This is a genomic window from Pedobacter sp. R-06 (assembly GCF_049913135.1).
Taxonomy (GTDB): domain Bacteria; phylum Bacteroidota; class Bacteroidia; order Sphingobacteriales; family Sphingobacteriaceae; genus Pedobacter.
On record NZ_CP183977.1, the window covers coordinates 1,724,681 to 1,743,983 of the forward strand.

Consider the following 19,303-nt stretch of genomic DNA (forward strand, 5'->3'; position numbering starts at 1 on the left):
TAAGTAAATTATCGTCTTTGTAACGTTAAAAATTATTTGATTAAAATGATGAATAAGAGAATCAGTTTTGTTTTAGGATTTATCGCCCTCAGTTTGGGGCTAAATAGTTATGTTTCAGCGCAGGAAAAATATACTTCTTTTACTCCCGGTAAACTTTGGAAGGATAATAAAGGTGTTCATATTAACGCCCATGGCGGAGGCATTGTTGAATATAAAGGCGTTTACTATTGGTTTGGTGAGCATAAGATTGAAGGTGAAAAAGGAAATACGGCTCAAGTAGGCGTACATTGCTACTCATCAAAAGATTTATACAATTGGAAAGATGAAGGCATTGCACTTCCCGTTTCCGAAGATTTGAAAAGTGATATTGCTAAAGGCTCGATCCTGGAGCGCCCAAAAGTGGTGTATAACAAGAAAACCAAAAAGTTTGTAATGTGGTTTCACTTAGAACTTTTAGGCAAAGGTTATGCAGCGGCAAGATCGGGCGTTGCGGTGGCCGATCGCCCAACTGGTCCATATACTTTTATCAAAAGTTATCGCCCAAATCCAGAGAAAATGCCTTTCTATCCGGCAGGAACAGCAGAAAAAGATATGGTAAATTGCCAGCAACCAGCCAATAAAAGTGATGGTTTTTTCTGTAGGGATTTACCTGGCGGGCAAATGGCGAGGGATATGACAGTTTTTGTAGACGATGACGGAAAAGCCTATCATGTATTCTCTTCAGAAGAAAATTTTACGCTGCATTTAGCTGAGTTAACTCCTGATTATTTAGGGCATACCGGAAAATTTATCAGAATTTATGTGGGGCAGCAAACAGAAGCACCAGCTTTGTTTAAGAAAAACGGAACCTATTATATGGTTGGTTCGGGCTGCACAGGCTGGGCGCCAAATCCGGCGAGATGGTTCAAAGCAAGCTCCATCTGGGGGCCGTGGACATATATGGGGAATCCATGCCAGGGCGAAGGGGCTAAGCTAACCTATGGCGGGCAGAGTACACATGTATTGCCTGCTCCAGGTAAAAAAGGAGAATTTATTTTTATGGCTGATAAATGGGAACCCAAAAATGCTATTGATGGCCGTTATTTATGGTTGCCGATTAAATTTGAGAACGATAAAATTTCGATAAACTGGGCAGATGAATGGGATCTGAGCGTGTTTAAAAAGTAGAGAAAAAACAAAATTTTTGTATAAATCTAGGTGATGAATTGCGTAAAAATGCGCAAACGGGATTCTTTTTGCCCAAAATTCGGGTCATCTTAAAACAACTTTAAAAAATGAAAGTAAAATTATTATGGTTGGTGGCGATATGTTTCTCCTTACCAGCTTTTGGCCAGCAAGCTAAACATACGTTTAAGCTAGGAGAAACAGCCTTTCTATTAGATGAAAAACCCTTTCAGATTATATCTGGCGAGTTGCATTATCCCCGTGTACCAAGAGAGGCTTGGCGGGCACGTATGAAAATGGCCAAAGCAATGGGACTAAATACGATTGGTACCTACGTATTCTGGAATCTGCACGAACCACAAAAAGGAAAATTCGATTTCTCAGGGAATAACAACATTGCCGAATTTGTGAAAATTGCCCAACAAGAAGGCCTTTGGGTTATCTTAAGACCAAGTCCATATGTTTGTGCCGAATGGGAATTTGGTGGTTATCCATATTGGCTTCAGAACGAAAAAGGTCTTGTGGTAAGAAGTACCGAAAAACAATATTTAGATGAGTATAAGAAGTATATTATAGAAGTAGGGAAACAGTTGGCACCATTGCAGATTAATCATGGTGGTAACATCATTATGGTACAGGTAGAGAACGAGTATGGTTCTTACGCTGCTGACAAAAATTATTTAGATATCAACAGAAAAATGTTTATCGAAGCAGGTTTCGATGGATTGCTTTATACCTGCGATCCGGCTGCAGATGTAAAAGATGGACATTTAGATGGATTACTGCCAGCCGTAAACGGAATTGATAATCCGACAAAAATCAGGCAGTTGGTAAACGAGAACCATAATGGAAAAGGCCCGTATTTTATAGCTGAGTGGTACCCTGCATGGTTCGATTGGTGGGGAACGCCTCATCACACTGTTCCGGCAGCGCAATACACCAAAAAGTTAGATTCTGTTTTAGCGGCAGGTATTTCGATTAACATGTACATGTTTCATGGCGGTACAAACCGCGATTTTATGAATGGGGCAAACTATAAAGATATTTCTCCTTACGAGCCACAAACCAGCAGCTATGATTACGATGCGCCTTTAAATGAGGCTGGGAACGTAACGGACAAATTTAAAGCGTTTAGAAGCGTGATCGAAAAACATCTTCCGGGAGGACAAACTTTACCGCCGATCCCAGCTGCTAAACCAAGTATCGCTATTGCACCTTTTAAACTGGAGAGTAAAGTAGCTTTGTTTAATGCACTGCCAAAAGCGGTGAAAAATACGACCCCTTTAACTTTCGAAGATCTTAAACAGGATTATGGCTATGTATTGTACCGCACCACTATTGAAGGAGGTAAAAAAGGCGAATTGCAAATTAGACAGTTGCGCGATTATGCCCTCATTTTTATCAATCAAAAAAGGGTAGGTATTTTAGACCGTAGGTTAAACCAAAATACGCTGGCATTAACACTCCCGAAAGGTGAAGTACAACTCGATATTTTTGTCGAAAATATGGGGCGGGTAAACTTTGGCAAGTATTTGTTAGAGAACAAAAAAGGAATTACTGAACAGGTAACTTTTGCCGGGACTGAAGTTAAAAACTGGTCGATGTATGGCTTTCCTTTTAGCAACATCAATAGTTATACTACTAAAGCTACTCCATCAACAGGCACCGGAAATGGCCCAACATTGCAGAAAGGATCCTTCCAAATTTCAACCATTGCAGATACCTATTTAGATATGACCGATTGGGGAAAAGGAGTAGTTTGGGTTAACGGGCACAACTTAGGAAAGTATTGGGCAATCGGTCCACAACAAACATTATATATCCCTCAGGAATGGTTAAAAAAAGGTAAAAATGATATCGCCGTTTTAGAACTGATTAAAACTGATCAGAATATTTTAAAGGCAATAGATCAACCGATCTTAAATACAATAAAAAAATTAAACGTAGACTAGACGTTTAAAAATCTTTAAAATAGGGGTTAAAGGCAAAATTTTAACAAAAAGTAACGATTTAACCCCTACTTATTACCGTATTACCCCTCACTACACTGTGGTTTTAAATGTTTACTTTGTTGTAAACAATCCATCCCTATTCATGAATAATTTCCGCAGCAGATCAGATTAAATATTTAATAAAAATATTTTTGATAGGCGACCCTTTTGAACCCCTTCGTGGTTCAATTTATTAACTAACCAAGTAATCATTAAAAAATGAAAAAAAAACTACTAGTCACATCTAAATGTGCAGTAATATTGTTGTTTGCTTTAATCTTATCATTAGGTAAATCAAACGACGCAATTGCTCAAACAAACGCTCAAATCTCAATTTCTGGAAAAGTAAAAGATAATAAAGGTAATCCCATTCCCGGTGCCTCCATTAGTGTTAAGGGAACAAGCCAGGTAGTGGCCAGCGATGCCAATGGAAATTTTAAAGTAACCGCCCAGAATGGAGAAAGTTTAGTGATTACTTTCGTTGGATACGTAACCCAGACGTTTTTAATTAATAATCAGACACAGTTCAATATTACCCTAGTGGAAGACACAGGGAAAAGTTTAAATGATGTTGTGGTGATCGGTTACGGTACACAAAAAAGATCAGATGTTACCGGTTCCATTGTTTCTGTACCAAAAGCTAGGTTGTCGCTATTGCCGGTTACCAACGTACTTCAATCTATCGAAGGTGCTGTTGCGGGTGTAAATGTTACCACTACATCATCTGTTCCAGGCAAAGAACCTAGTGCTTTAATTAGAGGGCAGAATTCCATTACTGCTTCAGCTGGGCCATATGTAGTTGTAGATGGGGTGCCTTTAAGTAAAACAGGTGGGTCTTTAAATGACATTAACCCTAATGATATTGCATCGGTAGAAGTTTTAAAAGATGCCAGCGCTACGGCTATCTATGGTACCAATGGTTCAAATGGGGTTATTTTAATCACCACAAAAAGAGGTACTTCCGGTAAGCCTGTTATCCGCTATGGTGGATATTATGGGGTCGAAAATCTAACGAATATTCTGGAGCCGCGTACTGGTGCTGAATATGTACAGAAATATGCAGATTACATGAAACAAACTGGGCAAACACTAACCAAACCGGTGCCAAACAATGGTGAATTAGCTGCATACAATGCTGGTACAACCACCGATTGGGTTGCGGAGGCTACTCAAACAGGAAAAATTCAGGATCATAACGTAAGCATTTCTGGTGGAAGCCCAGATGTAAAATATTTCATTTCGGGCGATTATCTCGATCAGAAAGGGGTGGTTAAAGGTTATCAATTCAAGCGAATTGGTTTACGCTCAAACCTCGATGTAGATGTAACAAGCTTCTTGACTGTTGGAACATCGCTATTCTTATCTAGCAATAATTACGATGGAGGCAGGGCAAATCTTTTGCTGGCAACAGCCATGAGCCCTTATGGTAAAGAGTATAACGCCAATGGAACCTACAACATTTATCCAATGGACCCGGAGCAGCTTTATGTAAATCCGCTGTTGGGTTTAACCACAACTCAGATTAGTAGAACCACCAATATAAATGGTAATGGTTACGCGGAGATTAAATTTCCAGGGATACTAACCGGATTAAAATATAGGTTAAATGCAGGCTATACTTATTTTCCAAAACGTGAAGGAAGTTACACTGGCCGCTTAGCCAATGATATGCTTGGAACTGCCAGAAGTTTTAATGCCTCGACAAATAGTTATACGTTAGAGAACATTTTAACTTATGCTAAGGACATTAAAAAACACCATTTCGACATTACCGCTTTATATAGTGCTCAAGAACGTAAATACAATGAAACTACTGCTGGAGCTACTGGTTTTATTAATGACGAACTTGGTTTAGACAATATTGGCGCAGGTGCAACACAAACCAGTGCCTCTTATCGAGATAGGTACGGTCTCAACTCGCAGATGGCACGTGTTTTTTATTCTTATGATAGCCGCTATTTATTAACCTTGACTGCACGTAGAGACGGTTCATCGGTATTTGGTTCAAGCACAACAAAATATGGTGTTTTCCCATCAGCAGCTATCGGTTGGAATATTATTAACGAAAATTTTATGAAAAATGTTAGACTTTTTAACAATTTAAAATTAAGATTATCATACGGTAAAACAGGTAACGAGGCAGTTACTGTGTACAGAACTATCACAACTGAAGGTTCTTCGCGCTCACCATTTAATGGAATCAGTACCATAGGGGTTATTGCAGCCAACTTAGGTAATACCTCACTGCAATGGGAAACTACTAAAACAGCTAATATCGGTTTAGATTTTGGCATATTAAACAACCGGATTTCTGGTAGCATAGAAGCTTACCAAAATAAAACTAGTGGTTTATTGTTAAACAGGAGTTTACCTATTATAACAGGTTATGTAAATGTACTTGAGAACATAGGTAAAACATCAAACAAAGGTTTGGAGCTGACATTAAATACTCAAAATTTTAAAGGTGAGGGCTTCCGTTGGGAAACTAGCGTAGTTTTTGCCGCTAACAAAAATAAAATTGTTGATTTGTATGGCGATGGTAAATCAGATCTTGGAAACAGGTGGTTCATTGGTAGCCCGATTGGTGTGGTTTACGACTACCAAATGACGGGCGTTTGGCAAACAGGTGAAGATGTGTCCAAACAAGATCCAACAGCTAAACCAGGTAGTTTAAAATTTGCCGATCTAAACGGTGATGGTAAAATTACAGCAGATGATAGAACCATTCTTGGACAGACAGCGCCAAAGTGGACAGGTGGTTTAACCAACACTTTCCATTATAAAAACTTTAACCTGAGTGTTTTCGTTCAAACAGCTCAAGGCATGACGAAAAACAACCCTGATTTAACTTATGGAGATGAAACAGGTAGAAGGAACACGCCGGCAGAAATTGGTTACTGGACTCCAGAAAACCAAAGCCAAACCAGACCTGCACTATCTTATAATAATACTTTAGGCTATGGGTATGCATCGGATGCCAGTTATACTCGGATTAAGGATGTTACGTTGAGTTATGTTTTTGCACAAAATCTGTTGGATAAACTTCATTTGGGTGGTTTGACCGTTTATGCAAGCGGCCGAAATCTGCATACGTTTACCAATTGGGTGGGCTGGGATCCAGAGAACAACTATTCAACCAGAGGTTCTGGCGATTGGACAAACAACTACCCTTTAACTAAAACGTTCGTATTGGGTTTAAATGTTTCATTACGTTAATCTTAATTATTATGAAAAAATACAGCATTATCATAGCATCATTAATATTATTGTTTTTTACGCTTTCATCATGTAAAAAAGCATTTCTGGATGAGAAACCATTTTCTTCGTACACCCCATTAACCCTTACCGATTCGTTAGGCTTTGAGGCTTCATTAATTGGGTTGTACAACCATACCAGCACCATATTTTCGTGGTCCGATCAGCAAGGTTGGCCAAGTGTTTGGCAGGTGGGTACCGACGTAGCCAATGCAACTAACAATCAGCAAGGGGTAGAAATCCCTTATTATAATTATGCCACACTAACACCAACTGATGGTGGATCGGCACGCACCTGGAACAGAAATTACATTATGGTTAACTTAACCAATATTATAATCGATGGTATCGAAAATCCAAGTGTTACCAGTATCAGTGCTAAAGGAAAGAGTTTAGTTAACGCCGAAGCAAAATTTTTCAGGGCTTATGCCTACAATAACCTGGCAACCTGTTATGGAGGTGTTCCTTTAATTTTACGTGCATTGAGCGGTCCAAAAACCGATTTTGTACGCGCTCCGCTGGCTGATGTAAACAACCAGATTGTGAATGATCTGATTTATGCATCAACCAATTTGCCTGATATTGAATCCGTAAAAACCAATGCTAAAGGTAAAATGTATGGTCGCGCAAATAAATTTATGGCTATGCAATTATTGGCCGAAGTTTATTTAAGGATGGGTAAACCTGATTTGGCAGAACAACAGGCACAGGCTATTATTTCTAGCGGAAAGTTTAGCTTAATCAAGGCGCGTTATGGTGTTAAAACTGGTCAAGCTGGCGATTACTATTCAGATATGTTTCAGTACGGTAATCAAAGAAGATCGCAAGGAAATACCGAAGCTATTTGGGTGTTGGAGCAGGAGAATCCGACAAGTGTGGTAGGCGGTATAACCGATAACCCACAACAACGCAGGGTTTGGGGAGCAGCTTATTACAATATTGCTGGGATGTCTATCGCCGATTCATTGGGTGGCCGATCTATTGGTAGATTGCGTTTGAGCAATTGGGTGTTGTATGGTCTTTATAAAGGAAACGACATTCGGAATTCAAAATACAATATTCGCAGAAGATATTATTATAATAATCCCGCTGCTCAATATGCAAGCATTTATGGCAAACAGGTTCCTTTTACTGGTCCAGATACATTGATTAATATTTGTCCAAGTACAACCAAATGGGGTGCTTTTGATCCAAATGATAGTTTTGGTTATGCCATGATCAAAGATTTTATTTTGATGCGATTAGGAGAAACTTATTTGTTATTGGCCGAAGCTCAAGTTGCTCAAGGCAAGACAGGGGATGCCGCTACAACCATTAATGTGTTAAGAACCAGGGCTGGTGCTGATCAGGTTACAGCTGCTCAAATGACGAAAGATTTTATTCTTGACGAAAGGGTTAGAGAGCTTATTGGCGAAGAAAACCGTAGGATGACCTTAATGCGTACAGGAACCTTAGTAGAACGTGCCCTTCGGTTAAATGCGAATGATGCTGTAAAGCCGATCACAGGTTTAACGACAAAAAACTTATTATTACCTATCCCATTAACCGAAATACAGCTAAACAAAGATGCGGTGTTAACACAAAACCCAGGCTATTAACATATTTCGGTTAGTATGATTAATTTGCGCTCTTCGGATCTTTCTGCAAAGAAAAGGTTCGGAGAGTTTTTTGTTTATATGCATATCTGTATGCACATCTAACAGGAACCTAGCTTAAAAGCAATGCAGCTTTAATGGCTAATTAGGCGATAAACTTCGATAGCAGAACGTTTATTATCGCACCTTAATCAAAAAATAGGATTAAGCACTTCAAAAGACGGATCTAAAGCAGATCGTATAAGCCAATTTTAACTTAACAACAAGGGAAAGTGATTTGAATATGTGATTTAACTTAAACGTCAATTAAACGTTTAATTTTTTATTGAAAGTATTAAAATCACTGTAAATGGTCTAAAAATAACAATTTAACCCCTACTTATTACTGTATTACCCCTCACTACAAGCGCACTTTTTATAGTTAATTTGCTTCAGCCAAGTATAAGAATATAAGATCGATCCGGATTATTCGAGATTAACTACCTAGAATAATTGATGGTACAGCAGCGTAAAGAAAATGTTGTATCTAGTTTTTTTGAAGCAAAACCTAAACCTTTAACCGATCATGAAAAGATTAAAACAAACAACAAAATACCCCCATTACTGTCGAACTAAATGCTGATTGATGGTTTGCCCGAAATCAGTATTACCCTTAACAAATTATTCATCCTTAAACCAAAATTATGAAGAAAGATAAATCTACTCCACTCTTTTAAAATCCTAAACAAAAATGGGAAGTCCTTACTGCTGGTAAGGGCAGAACAATCAAAAATGTGTAAGGATAATGCGCCTCATGTGCCGTTTCATACACATTACCGACGAAACATTTTCGATCGAACGAACTTCTGATGGCTCAACAAGTCTTGGGCAGGGGCAAGCTACGATCTCACTTATTGATGTACCTAACCAATTTTAACCACTTTTATGAAGAAAAAACTACCAAATAAAATACTGCTCCATCCACACAGTATTGCCTTTAGGTCAATTTTAAAATTTTTATTTTGTTTTGTAATTATAACTTCTTCCTTAACGGCAGCAGCACAAACCGAGGTAACCGTAACCGGTATAGTTAAAGACGAATCTGGGGGGATCCCAGGAGTAAACGTTAAAGTGTCTGGTACACTAAAAGGAATCTCTACAGACTCTGACGGAAAATATAGTATTAAAATGGCCAGGTCGGGCAAATTGCTGTTCACAGGAATTAGTTACAAACCTAAAACGGTTATAGTAGCCGATTATTTACCAAATAAAGATGGCGTTTATATTATTAACGTAACGCTAGTGAGTGATGTAGGCGCTTTAGATGAAGTAGCTGTAGTGGGTTTTGGTACTCAGAAAAAGGCAAGTATGGTTAGCTCAATTACAACCATTAATCCAAAAGAACTTAAAGGCCCAACAAGTAACCTAACCACAATGATGCAAGGCCGTGTGGCAGGTATGATCGCCTATCAGCGTAGCGGAGAGCCTGGAGCAGATAATGCACAGTTTTTTATTCGTGGCTTAGGTACTTTCGGTACAGGAAAGCAAGATCCATTGATCTTAATTGACGGTATAGAATCTACGCAGAATGATATGGCCCGCTTGCAGGCAGATGATATTGCCTCATTCAGTGTTTTAAAAGATGCCACTGCATCGGCAGTTTATGGTGCCCGTGGTGCTAATGGCGTAGTATTAATTACCACAAAATCTGGAGAAGCTGGTAATACAAATTTTACGGTCAGATCAGAAACGGCTGTTTCATCAAATACAAAGAACTTTCAATTTGCAGATAATATTACTTATATGAAAATGGCAAATGAGGCCGCACTAACGCGAAACCCTCAGGCCGCTTTACCTTATCTCCAAACCAAAATTGATGGTACAGCCAGGGGAGATAATCCCTTATTATATCCAAGCAACAACTGGATCGATCAATTAATTAAAGACTACACGATCAATACCCGCAACAATATTAGTTTACAGGGCGGTGGCGAGAAAGCCCGGTTTTATGTTGCTGGAACATACAATATTGATAATGGGGTGCTAAAAGTTGAAGGACTGAACAATTTCAATAATAACGTAAAGTTGAAAAACTATTCTGTTCGTTCTAATGTAGATCTTGATCTGACCAAAACAACCAAAGCCGCAATTCGGGTTTATGGGCAATTTGATGATTATTCAGGTCCTTTACTAGGACCCAATGGACAAAATGGAGGCGAGCGGATTTTTAACCAAACCATTTGGTCTAACCCGGTTTTATTTCCGGCAGTTTACCCATCAGAATTATCTCCTTTTGCTACACATGCCTTATTCGGTAATGCGATTACTCCAAATAATGGATTATATGTAAATCCTTACGCAGAAATGGTAAAGGGATATTCTGAGTACAATGCATCAACCCTACAAACGCAAATTGAATTGAAGCAAGATTTAAAGGTGTTTACGCAAGGTTTAAATGCACGCTTAATGACCTATGCCAGGAGATATTCTTATTTCGATGTATCCAGAAGCTACAATCCCTTTTATTACGTAGCCAGCGAACAGCCAAATGGAGGTGTTGGTTTACAGGTTTTAAATCCAGGCGGACAAGGTTCTATAGGTGCAACAGGCACTGAATATTTGGGTTATTCAGAAGGAAGAAAGGTATTAAACTCGACTTTTTATGCAGAATTGGCCTTGAATTATGCGAGAACATTTGGTGGCAAACATGCGGTAAGTGGCATGCTCATCACAACCATGAGGAACTACCTGTCGGGCAATGCCGGAAGTTTGCAGTTATCGCTTCCTGCCCGTAACCAAGGCTTATCTGGTAGAGCAACATACGGTTACGATGATAAATATTTAGCCGAATTCAACTTTGGTTACAATGGATCAGAGCGTTTTGCAGATAATAACCGTTTTGGTTTTTTTCCATCATTTGGCTTAGGTTATGTATTGTCTAATGAAGAGTTTTTCAAGCCATTAACAAAAGTAATCAACAGCATGAAGTTAAGGGCTACTTATGGTTTTGTTGGAAACGATCAGATTGGAAATGACGATGATCGTTTCTTTTATATGTCGGAAGTCAACATGAACAACTTTGATTACGGTGCAACTTTTGGCGAGCAATATGGCTATTCTAAAAGCGGGATATTAGTGAGCAGATACGCTAATCCATTAATTACCTGGGAGAGATCAGAACAACTTAATCTCGGCGTAGACTTTAGGTTTTTTAATGCGCTGGATATCAATATTGATGTATACCGAAATACGCGCTCCAATATTTTAACTGCACGTACTTATATTCCTACCACAATGGGTTTACAGGCTGCTGTTAGAGCCAATACCAATAAAGCCCAGAATGAAGGGGTAGATTTTGCAGCAGCCTTCAATAAATCTTTTGGTAACGGATGGTCAGTTCAAATGAGAGGTAATTTTACATATGCAAAAAGTAAAATCCTGATTAACGATGAGCCAACGTACCCAGCTAACGAATATTACAGAACAAGCGTAGGCCTCCCTACCACTCAAAGATTTGGATATATTGCAGAACGCTTGTTTATTGATGATAATGAGGCCAAAAACTCTCCTTTGCAATTTGATGGAACTCCTGGCTTAAACTACGGAGGTGGTGATATCAAATACCGGGATGTAAATGGCGACGGATTGATTAATGATCAAGACCAGGTGCCAATTGGTCTTCCAACCTCACCCGAAATTATTTACGGTTTTGGTGGTACAATAGGCTATAAAAGCTTCGATTTTAGTTTCTTCTTTCAAGGTTCTGCCCGCTCTTCATTTTTTATCAATTCAGAAAATATTGCCCCATTTGTATTAAACGGAGGTAGTCAGAATGGATTATTATCTGCTATTTCTGATAGCTATTGGTCTGAAGAAAACAGAAATATTTATGCCATGTGGCCAAGGTTGAGCCCCAATTTCGTGAGAAATAACAGCCGCGAAGGCAACAACCTTAATCAAACCTCAACCTGGTGGATGAGAAGCGGAAATTTTTTAAGGCTAAGAAGTGTTGAATTCGCTTACAATGCCAATAAAAGGTTAACGCAAAGGATTGGTTTAACAGCACTCCGTTTATATGTAAGTGCAACCAATTTAGGTTATATCAGCAGCTTTAAAACCTGGGATCCTGAAATGGGGGGGAAGGGTTTAGGATATCCAATTCAAGGTACGTATAATTTAGGTGTCAGAGCCTCATTTTAATTAGAAACACATGGTTTTAAACGATAATAAAATGAAAAATATAACGATAAATAAAATAAAAGATAGCGTTAGGGACATACTTATCACATTGTGTTTTGCAAGTGCTATATGTACCATGTCAGCATGTAAAAAATACTTAGATATAGTACCCGATAACGTTGCTACCATAGATAATGCTTTCACCATGAGAACGGAAGCAGAAAAGTACCTGTTTACCTGCTATTCCTTTTTGCCGAAAGACGGCGATCCCTTATATAACGTAGGTTTACTTTCTGGCGATGAACTTTGGGTTCCAACTCAGGAATGGGATTTTGTATCTTATGCTTGGCGCGGTGCAAGGGGCGGACAAAATGCTGCCAATCCCTATATGAATGCATGGAATGGTAATTATCAAGGCGGAGGACCAGGCGATAATTATGGTTTATGGAAAGGGATAAGAAATTGTAATATCTTTTTAGAAAATGTAAAAGATGAAAGTAAAGTGAGAGACTTAAGACCCGACGAGCGTGCCCGTTGGATAGCCGAGGTTACTTTCTTAAAAGCGTATTACCATTATTACCTGTTACGGATGTATGGGCCGATTCCGTTAGTAGATCAGAATATAGATATCAGTGCTCCAGAAGATGATGTACGGATTAAACGTAAACCATTTGATGAATGTGTGGCTTATATTTCTGGATTGATAGATGAATCTACAACGAATCTGCCACCGATTATTACAGACAGGACTACAGAGTTGGGAAGAATAACCAGACCCATAGCCTTGGCAGTAAAGGCCAAACTATTATTACTTGCAGCTAGTCCGTTATTTAACGGTAATCAGGATTATGCCAGTTTCAAAGACCACGATGGTGTAAATCTAATTCCAGCGGCTTATAGTGCTGCTAAATGGAAAAGTGCTGCTGATGCTGCTAAGGTAGCCATTGATGCTGCGGAACAAGCAGGTGCTGCATTATACAAGTTTCCAGGATCCACCTTTAAACTTTCCGATACCACGAACTTGCAATTAACATTAAGGAGTTCGATTACCGAACGATGGAATGTCGAACATGTTTGGGCAAACCCAAACACTAGGGCAGATATGCTACAACGGGTAGCTATGCCTAAACTTGCTTCGGGTGGGGCAAGCGGTGATGCAAGAATGCAGTTGGCCGCTCCGCTTAAAATTGCCGAAATGTTTTATTCAAGCAATGGAGTGCCTATTAATGAAGACAAGGTATTAAACTTTTCGAATAGATACAGTTTAAGAACTGCTGTAGATAAAGAACGCTTTTATGTAAAAGTTGGTTATGAAACTGCCCGCGTAAACTTTGATCGCGAACCACGCTTTTATGCTGCTCTTGGTTTTGATGGTGGCGTTTGGTACAAATATGATAGCCCTTCTAACTCTGATGAGAATACATGGGTTGTTGAAGGGAAATACACCCAGTTAGCAGGAGCTACACACGTTGGCTTTTACAATGAAACGGGTTACTATATTAAAAAATTGGTAGACTGGAACATGACGAACAGCACCAATGGTGTTTCCTATCGCGATTATCCTTGGCCACAAATACGACTGGCAGATTTATATCTCATGTATGCAGAAGCCTTAAACGAGAGTCAAGGGCCCGTAAATGATGTTTTCGAATATGTAGATCGAATTCGAAAACGGGCAGGTTTGGCAGGTGTGGTAGAATCGTGGAATAGTTTTTCCAATAATCCTAATAAACCAACAACCAAAGACGGTTTGAGAGAAATTATCCACCAGGAAAGAGGAATTGAGCTCGCTTTCGAAGGCAGTCGCTATTGGGATATGAAAAGGTGGAAGAAAGCAGGCGAAGTATTCAATCAGGCTATAACAGGTTGGAGTGTTTTTCAGGCCAATACCTTAGATTATTATAGAGTAAGAACGATTTATACACAAAATTTTGTTGCTCCACGCGATTATTTGGCGCCAATTAGAAATTATGATATCACTGTAAATCCCAAACTGGTTCAAAATCCAGGTTGGTAATTTGTAAACCAAATAACATTTTCAAATATGAACACAATGAAATTAAATTTTGCACTATTATTATCAACTCTGATAATTTTAGTTGCAGGTTGTAAGGTTGATGAACTTGAACCCCTCGAAAAAAATACAGATGTACCAGGTGCCGTTTCTAATGTGAAATGGGTTGCTGGGCCAGGTAATGCAACTTTAACTTATGCAGTGCCCAACAATAATAATCTGCTTTATGTAAAAGCTGTTTATACCCTGGCCTCAGGGCGCGTAATGGAAGTAAAAGCTTCTTATTACGGAAATACTTTAAAGGTGGAAGGTTTTGGAGATACAGAAGAACATGAAGTAAAACTTTATGCAGTTACAAGAAGCGAAATAGAGTCTGCTCCGGTAAGTGTAAAGGTAAAACCCCTCGAAAATCCGATTTGGGGAGTGTTTAGAAGTATTAAAGCGCAGGCCGATTTTGGAGGATTAAGATTTACAGCAAAAAACATTGCTAAAGCAGATTTGGCGATAGAGATCTTAACAGAAGATAGTAAAGGTAAACTTGTACCCACTTCTAAAAATATTTACACCTCAATTGTAGATATAGACCAGGCGATAAGAGGATATGATCCTATTGAACGCAAGTTTGCCATTACCATTAGAGATAGGTGGTTAAACTATAGCGATACCTTATACACTACATTAACACCGCTTTATGAAGCAGTTATTCCAAAATCGGGTTATAAGGCCGTTACATTGCCAAGCGATGTGGCCTTGAATACCTCAACTTCAATTGCTGGTATGTGGGATGGAGATACAAATGGCTGGCCAAGGGTATTAATGACGAGCTCCGGAGTTTTAACTCCTCAATGGGTTTCCTTTGATATTGGTAAACTATCTTCATTAAGCCGCATCGTAATATGGGATTATCCTGAGTATCTAAATGGCCGTACCTATTATTATGGCGGTAACTTGTTAGACTTTGAGGTATGGGGAACAGATAATCCACCGTCAGATGGTAGTTTTACAAACTGGACCAAGTTAGGCACATTTAAATCTATAAAACCATCAGGTAGTGCCTATGGCGTTAATACCGCAGAAGATAATACCACCGGTGCCGCAGGCTTAAACTATACTTTCGATGCCGGTATCCCTAAAGTACGATACATCCGTATTAAAAGTTTAAAAAACTGGCAAGGAACAACATTTATGGCTATTGGAGAAATTCAGCTTTATGGTGATCCTAGGTAATATGATAACGCTAAATAAAATTAAGATGAAAAGAATTTCTAAAAAAATTAACATACGGCTATGTCTATTAGGAGTAGCTCTTTTAATAATTACGGCAATAGCTGCTTGTACTAAAAAAGACGATTACAAAAAGTTTATTGAAGGTGGAGAGATCTCATACACAGGTAAGTTAGATTCTGTCAAAATCAATTCTGGTAAGTATCGTGTATTAATAAACGGTCTGTTTATTGCAGATCCGAAAGTAAAAAAATGTGTAGTGTATTGGAACAACAAGGCCGATTCGGTAATTATTCCGGTCACTCGAACACCAAATGTTGATACCCTTAAATTCTTCGTTAACAACATGAAAGAAGGGGTGCAAAATTTCATCATTTACACTTACGACGGTGCGGGTAATAAATCTATTCCGGTATATAAAACGGGTAGGGTATATGGAGATCGATATCAGGGTACTCTATCGAATAGAGCAATAAATTCGGCATTTACAAATGAAAATGGGGTAACAGCACTGGAGTTGGGTGGAATGGACAGGGTAAGTGGAGTGTTCGCTACAGAGGTGATTTATACTGATAATGCTAATGTCGACAAAACGGTAAGGATACCGATTAACACAAACAACTTTACCTTGACAAATTTTAAAGAAAAAGGGACGATTAAATATCGCACGCTATTCTTGCCCGACACTTTAAGTGTTGATACATTTTATACCGATTATACAAGTTTATATATTCCAAAGTTTATTAAAGTAGATGTAACCTCAACATATTTAAAAAATGTTGGTCCTAACGTAAGCTTTTCATCCATTAACAGTGCCAACAGATGGGGTATTTTAAGCGATTGGATTACAAGTGCATCTGTAAAAAATGCAAGTGGTTTCGGTGGGTATGAGAAGAAAAGTAACGTCGGTTACATATCACTCGAAGCAGGTTGGGGATTGCCTAATGTTACTGATGGTAAAATATATCAAACAGTTAATCTTCCAGCTGGTAATTATCGTTTTGAAATCGTAATGACTGATTTTAACGCAGGCGGATCTAGGTACCTTACCGTTGCAGAAGGAACTACTATACCGAATGTAGCAAATATCACAAGTTCAAGTATTGCCTTTTCTAATCTGGAAAGTAAGACACTTAATTTTGAACTGCTTCAGTCAAAACAGGTTTCTTTAGGTTTTGCTGCATCGTTAACGGGTACAGGCAGTACCGGGCAATATGCAAAGATAGCATCAGTTAAACTCTATAAAATCAATTATTTATAGTAAGTATTATAGCGCATTAGCAATCGGAAGAAGTAAAATTTAAAGATTGCTAATGCTGATTTCTACAAAGCATAGTCATTTTTTTTACTGTTATCATTAAATTAGTCGATCAAAGAAATCATCTATGCAAAATAGAATTCAGATTAGTTTTGTTTTATTTCTAGCCATTTTCATCCAATCCTGTGCTATAAACAAGCATCAGAATTTTTCAAATGCTTATGTTAAGGAAGGCTATAAACTTGTTTGGAGTGATGAATTTAACAAAAATGGTGCTCCCGATCCAGTCAATTGGGATTATGAGAAAGGTTTCGTCCGTAACGAAGAGCTACAATGGTATCAGCCCGAAAATGCTTTCTGCAAAGGTGGTAAGTTGATTATCGAAGCACGGAAAGAAGTAAAACCTAATCCGCTATATGTAGAAGGCAGCAACGAATGGCGTAAAAAACCAAAAAATATTGAATATACTTCTGCCTGTATCATTACTAAAGGTTTACAAAGCTGGCAGTATGGTCGATTCGAAATGAGAGGAAAGATCGATATTTCAGATGGACTTTGGCCGGCATTTTGGACACTGGGCTTAAAAGGCCGCTGGCCTGCAAACGGTGAAATCGATATTATGGAGTATTACCGGGGAAAATTATTGGCCAATATCGCAAGTTTAGGACCCGATAAAAAGGCGAAATGGTTTAGTAATACAAAATCCGTAACCGAATTGGGTAGAAAAAAATGGGCAGCCGAATTTCATACATGGCGCATGGACTGGGATAGCGAGGCCATTAGTTTATCTGTAGATGGAATGCTTCTGAATAAAACCAATTTGAGCGACCTTAAAAATGATGACGGTTCAGATTTTCATCCTTTTAAACAGCAACATTACATTTTGTTCGATCTGGCAATGGGTGGTATGAACGGTGGTTCGTTAAACAATACTAAATTCCCCAATAGGATGGAAATCGATTACGTTAGGGTATATCAGAAATAAGTGGTTCGTCATTCTCAGCTTGACTGGGAATCGTAATGCAGACCTACCTGTCGAGGGGCAAAATGATAAACCTCACAGATTGTAAAAACTTGCTGGGTCTAAATAGAAAAAGAGCCATGGAAATTAAATCATGGCTCTTTCTATTATGTTTTTAAGCATTAGTTCTGAACTTTTATTTCAGTTCTTCTGTTCAGTATTCTACCTTCTTCGCTCGTATTGCTGCTAATGGGCTCTTTCTCTCCATGACCAACAACAGTGAAATTATTTCCGTTTAAACCTGCGTTTATAAAGTACGATTTTACGGCATTTGCGCGGTCAATAGAAAGTTGCATATTGTGGTCTGGTGTACCTTCGGCAGATGAATGGCCGTTAAGAATAAATTTTGTACTTGGCGATTTTTTCATTTCCGCCACTGCTTTATCCAAGATAGAGAATGATGATGTTTTAAGTACAAACGAATTAAACTCAAACTGGATATTGTCTAAGTTGAAGTTGGGTTTTTCAGCGGGTGCCGGAGCTTCTTCTTTCTCTGGGGCAGGCGCAGGTTTTTTCTCCTCTACTGGTGGTGCTGGCTTTTCAACAGGTGCGGGAGCAGGTTTTGCCACCAGTTTTTTTGTTTTACAAGAGTACATTGTAAGGGTAAATAAAGCTAGGAGCGTAGTAAATAAAAGGTTTTTGGTAATGTTCATGTTTAATATTAATTTAAGTTTATTGTGTGTTTGTTGTCCAAACATACTAATAAATGATTACAGCTATAACGGTGTTTTTTTGAAGAAGTTATATTTAATAGGTTAATCCGTCTAATTTAACTTCAGTTTTACTCAAACATATTCATATCAATTTCCTTTAATGTATTATAACATTTTAATATGGATCGTTTTGAAAACAAAATTGCTTTAATTACCGGAAGCAGTCAGGGAATTGGTGCTGCATGTGCCTTAAGATTGGCCAAAGATGGCTGTGATATTATTTTAAATGGCCATAAGTTTGATGAAAGGGGCGAAAAACTTATTACAGAAATACAAAATATGGGTAGAAAAGCAGCTTTTTTGAAAGCCGATTTAAGTAAAGCCAAAGAAGCCTCTAAATTGGTAACCGATGCCGTAGCAGTATTCGGCCATTTAGATATTTTGGTAAATAATGCAGGCGTAGAAAAAAAAGCCAGCTTTTGGGAAGTTACAGAAGAAGATTACGACCTGATCATGAATACAAATTTAAAAGGTGTTTTTTTTAGCATCCAATCGTTTGTAAATTACTGTAGAAAAAGTAAGGTAGCTGGAACAGTAATCAATATGAGTTCTGTACACGAAGAAATCGCATTTCCACATTTTGCCGCTTACTGTGCAAGTAAAGGAGGCTTAAAGATGTTAACCAGAAACCTTGCTTCAGAATTAGCCCAGTTTAATATCAGGATTAACAACGTAGCACCAGGAGCTGTTTCAACGCCGATTAATCAGGATTTATTGAATAATAAACAACAGCTGGAAAAAGTACTTCAAAATATTCCCTTAAAACGAATGGGTAAGGTAGAAGATGTTGCAGCAATAGTAGCTTTCCTTGCTTCTGATGATGCCGCTTATGTAACAGGATCAACTTATTTTGTAGATGGAGGATTAACCTATCATTATGAAGAACAATAGGCTAATCTTGTGATGAATT

General features: G+C 38.5%; 11 protein-coding genes. 10 read left to right on the forward strand and 1 reads right to left on the reverse strand.

The features are described from left to right. Positions 1–45: 45 nt before the first annotated feature. The 9 genes from ACN9MR_RS07110 to ACN9MR_RS07150 all read left to right on the forward strand — a co-directional run bounded on the left by ACN9MR_RS07110 (position 46) and on the right by ACN9MR_RS07150 (position 17,644). On the forward strand, positions 46–1,167 hold the full coding sequence (locus tag ACN9MR_RS07110; protein WP_426328920.1) for a glycoside hydrolase family 43 protein: 1,122 nt from the start codon (positions 46–48) through the stop codon (positions 1,165–1,167). Between the two features lie 107 nt (positions 1,168–1,274). Beyond that, a complete protein-coding gene (locus ACN9MR_RS07115; RefSeq protein WP_426328921.1) occupies positions 1,275–3,116 on the forward strand; it encodes a glycoside hydrolase family 35 protein in 1,842 nt (613 codons plus the stop codon). Between the two features lie 258 nt (positions 3,117–3,374). Continuing rightward, positions 3,375–6,371, forward strand: coding sequence for a SusC/RagA family TonB-linked outer membrane protein (locus ACN9MR_RS07120; RefSeq protein ID WP_426328922.1), 2,997 nt, complete (start codon positions 3,375–3,377; stop codon positions 6,369–6,371). A gap of 11 nt (positions 6,372–6,382) precedes the next feature. After that, entirely contained in the window at positions 6,383–8,008 is a 1,626-nt protein-coding gene (locus ACN9MR_RS07125) for a RagB/SusD family nutrient uptake outer membrane protein (RefSeq protein WP_426328923.1), read from the forward strand. 921 nt (positions 8,009–8,929) lie between these two features. Further along, on the forward strand, positions 8,930–12,184 hold the full coding sequence (locus ACN9MR_RS07130; RefSeq protein WP_426328924.1) for a SusC/RagA family TonB-linked outer membrane protein: 3,255 nt from the start codon (positions 8,930–8,932) through the stop codon (positions 12,182–12,184). 31 nt (positions 12,185–12,215) lie between these two features. Then, the gene (locus ACN9MR_RS07135; RefSeq protein WP_426328925.1) at positions 12,216–14,180 is read left to right on the forward strand and encodes a RagB/SusD family nutrient uptake outer membrane protein; all 1,965 of its coding nucleotides are present in this window, start codon (positions 12,216–12,218) and stop codon (positions 14,178–14,180) included. Between the two features lie 36 nt (positions 14,181–14,216). Further along, positions 14,217–15,404, forward strand: a complete 1,188-nt coding sequence (locus ACN9MR_RS07140; protein ID WP_426328926.1) for a DUF5000 domain-containing lipoprotein — start codon at positions 14,217–14,219, stop codon at positions 15,402–15,404. A gap of 25 nt (positions 15,405–15,429) precedes the next feature. After that, complete coding sequence (locus tag ACN9MR_RS07145; RefSeq protein ID WP_426328927.1) at positions 15,430–16,662, forward strand: DUF4998 domain-containing protein; 1,233 nt, start codon at positions 15,430–15,432, stop codon at positions 16,660–16,662. Between the two features lie 124 nt (positions 16,663–16,786). Then, entirely contained in the window at positions 16,787–17,644 is an 858-nt protein-coding gene (locus ACN9MR_RS07150; RefSeq protein ID WP_426328928.1) for a glycoside hydrolase family 16 protein, read from the forward strand. Between the two features lie 158 nt (positions 17,645–17,802). Here ACN9MR_RS07150 and ACN9MR_RS07155 read toward each other — a convergent pair whose 3' ends face one another. Then, complete coding sequence (locus ACN9MR_RS07155; protein ID WP_426328929.1) at positions 17,803–18,333, reverse strand: OmpA family protein; 531 nt, start codon at positions 18,331–18,333, stop codon at positions 17,803–17,805. 180 nt (positions 18,334–18,513) lie between these two features. Here ACN9MR_RS07155 and ACN9MR_RS07160 point away from each other — a divergent pair, with 180 nt between their 5' ends. Then, complete coding sequence (locus ACN9MR_RS07160) at positions 18,514–19,284, forward strand: SDR family NAD(P)-dependent oxidoreductase (RefSeq protein WP_426328930.1); 771 nt, start codon at positions 18,514–18,516, stop codon at positions 19,282–19,284. Positions 19,285–19,303 lie beyond the last annotated feature (19 nt).

Coding starts and splice junctions, on each gene's coding strand:
- ACN9MR_RS07110 (WP_426328920.1), top strand. CDS start 46: ATGATGAATAAGAGAATCAGTTTTGTTTTAGGATTTATCGCCCTCAGT.
- ACN9MR_RS07115 (WP_426328921.1), top strand. CDS start 1,275: ATGAAAGTAAAATTATTATGGTTGGTGGCGATATGTTTCTCCTTACCA.
- ACN9MR_RS07120 (WP_426328922.1), top strand. CDS start 3,375: ATGAAAAAAAAACTACTAGTCACATCTAAATGTGCAGTAATATTGTTG.
- ACN9MR_RS07125 (WP_426328923.1), top strand. CDS start 6,383: ATGAAAAAATACAGCATTATCATAGCATCATTAATATTATTGTTTTTT.
- ACN9MR_RS07130 (WP_426328924.1), top strand. CDS start 8,930: ATGAAGAAAAAACTACCAAATAAAATACTGCTCCATCCACACAGTATT.
- ACN9MR_RS07135 (WP_426328925.1), top strand. CDS start 12,216: ATGAAAAATATAACGATAAATAAAATAAAAGATAGCGTTAGGGACATA.
- ACN9MR_RS07140 (WP_426328926.1), top strand. CDS start 14,217: ATGAAATTAAATTTTGCACTATTATTATCAACTCTGATAATTTTAGTT.
- ACN9MR_RS07145 (WP_426328927.1), top strand. CDS start 15,430: ATGAAAAGAATTTCTAAAAAAATTAACATACGGCTATGTCTATTAGGA.
- ACN9MR_RS07150 (WP_426328928.1), top strand. CDS start 16,787: ATGCAAAATAGAATTCAGATTAGTTTTGTTTTATTTCTAGCCATTTTC.
- ACN9MR_RS07155 (WP_426328929.1), bottom strand. CDS start 18,333: ATGAACATTACCAAAAACCTTTTATTTACTACGCTCCTAGCTTTATTT.
- ACN9MR_RS07160 (WP_426328930.1), top strand. CDS start 18,514: ATGGATCGTTTTGAAAACAAAATTGCTTTAATTACCGGAAGCAGTCAG.